The organism is Microcoleus sp. B4-D4, from assembly GCF_036705185.1.
In the GTDB taxonomy this organism is placed as follows: domain Bacteria; phylum Cyanobacteriota; class Cyanobacteriia; order Cyanobacteriales; family Microcoleaceae; genus Microcoleus.
The window spans coordinates 1-2,187 of the sequence record NZ_JAUBTX010000105.1 but is presented as its reverse complement, the minus strand read 5'-3'; the positions used below and the strand labels follow the sequence as shown (position 1 = coordinate 2,187).

The 2,187-nt window shown below is 50.3% G+C and carries 1 protein-coding gene; it reads left to right on the top strand.

Features of this window, described 5'->3' with window-relative positions; translation table 11 throughout:
• Nucleotides 1-1,968, top strand: a 1,968-nt coding sequence (locus tag QUB13_RS30250) for an efflux RND transporter permease subunit (RefSeq protein ID WP_333388743.1), incomplete at its 5' end; no start/stop codon positions are given.
• Nucleotides 1,969-2,187: the final 219 nt, after the last annotated feature.

Sequence of the window (2,187 nt, the reverse complement as noted above, 5' to 3'; positions counted from 1 at the left end):
GGATATACGCTTAACAGCATGACTTTGTTGGCGCTGTCGCTGGTGGTTGGCATATTAGTTGATGATGCGATCGTCGAAATTGAAAATATCGAACGGCACGTCGGGATGGGGAAAACGCCTTATCAAGCTGCTTTGGATGCTTCTGCTGAAATTGGTTTGGCTGTGGTGGCGACGACGATGACGATTGTTTCGGTATTTGCACCGGTGGCTTTTATGCCGGGAATTCCTGGTCAGTTTTTTCGGCCTTTTGGGGTGACGGTTTCGGCATCGGTGCTATTTTCGCTGTTAGTCGCCCGCACTGTGACTCCGATGATGGCGGCTTATTTGTTTAAGGAAAAAGGGCATGAGACTGAACTCAAAAAAGACCAACTTTCTTATCAGTACCGGTGGCTTTTGACTTGGGCGCTGAAGCATCGGGCGATCGTCCTAATTTTAGGAATTGCTTTGTTTTTCGGCAGCGTTCAATTAATACCTTTCATTCCGACGGGTTTTATCGATCGCGATGATACCGGACTTTCGACTGTCTCGATCGAATTGCCCCCCGGTTCCACCTTGCAGCAGACAGATTTAGCAGTGCAGCAAGCAACTAAATTATTGCTCGCCCATCCAGCCGTAGATAGCGTTTTGGAGACTGAAGGCGCTCCGACTGTCTCCGGGGGTGCGGGTGGCGGCGGAGGGGGCGCTAGCGGCGTAAATTCAGCCAGTCTGTACGTGAAATTGAAGCCGGCCGGTCAACGAATCGGACAACAGAAGTTTGAGGAGGAAATGCGGCCGAAACTGCGGGATGTTCCGGGCGTGCGGCTGAGTTTTGCTCAAGGGCGTGTGGGCGGTAGGAAGCAAATGTCGATCGTCCTCAAGAGCGAAAATGCGGAAGCTTTAACCAAAACTGCGGCATCTCTGACGCAACAAATGAAGCAAGTTCCGGGGCTGATTGAGGTAGAATCTAGCGCGAGTTTGGTGAAGCCGGAGATTTTGGTAAAACCCGATCCAATTAGGGCGGCGGATCAGGGTGTATCGGTGCAACAAATTGCTCGCACTGCATCTCTGGCAACAATTGGAGATGTTGATTCAAATCTGGCTAAATTTGATTTGCCGGACAGACAAATTCCAATTCATGTGATGTTAGCGCCGCAGTTTCGCAGCGATATCGAAACAATTAAGAACCTGCAGGTACCGGGAAAAAATAATACTTTGGTGCCGTTGAGGGCAGTGGCGGATATTGCTTTGGGCAGCGGGCCTTCTCAGATCGATCGCTACGACAGAGCCCGTCAAGTATCTGTAGAGGGCAATTTGTTGCAGGGTACGACTTTAGGAGAAGCTTCGGCGGCGGTGAAGAAACTGCCTGCAATGAATCCTTTACCTCCCGGTGTGGAACAAGAATCTTCGGGTGATGCCAAGGTGATGCAGGATATTTTCAGCGGTTTTGCGGGGGCTCTGGGAACGGCGGTATTGTTTATTTATGGCGTGTTGGTGTTGCTGTTTGCAAATTTCCTGCATCCGATCACAATTATGGCGGCCTTACCTTTGTCTCTCGGTGGCGCGCTGCTGGGACTTTTGGTGGGACAAAAATCCCTCGGTTTGTACGCTTTGATTGGGGTGGTGTTGCTGATGGGAATTGTGACGAAGAATTCGATTTTGTTAGTGGATTACGCGATTATGAATCAGAAGGAAGGCGAACCGACGTATGAGGCGACGCTGGATTCTGGAATAGCGCGGTTGCGGCCGATTTTGATGACAACTATTGCGATGATTGCTGGGATGGTACCGATTGCGCTGGGAATTGGCGCTGGTTCTCAGGTTCGCAGCCCGATGGCGATGGCGGTAATTGGGGGTTTGATGACTTCCACGCTGTTGACTTTGGTGGTGATTCCGGTGGTGTTTACTTATATGGATGGTGTGCAAATCTGGATTTTTAATTTGGTGCAGGGAAAGAAAAAACGTCAAGGGCGATCGAAGTTCTCTGGCTAGGGAAATGGTACAGCCTAGAGCCTGTCAATTTAAGCCTTAAATCCCTGAGAAATTTCGCTTTTAGCAGTAGCCAGATCCGCCTAAATCCCCCGGATAGTCGGGGGACTTTGACAAGACTCTTGTCCCCCCCTTCTTAAGGGGCGTTAGGCAGGGTGGTTTTATTGTGGGGAGAAGAAATCTGAAACGACAGAAAGCACCGCTCAAAGCTCGCGTCTGGGA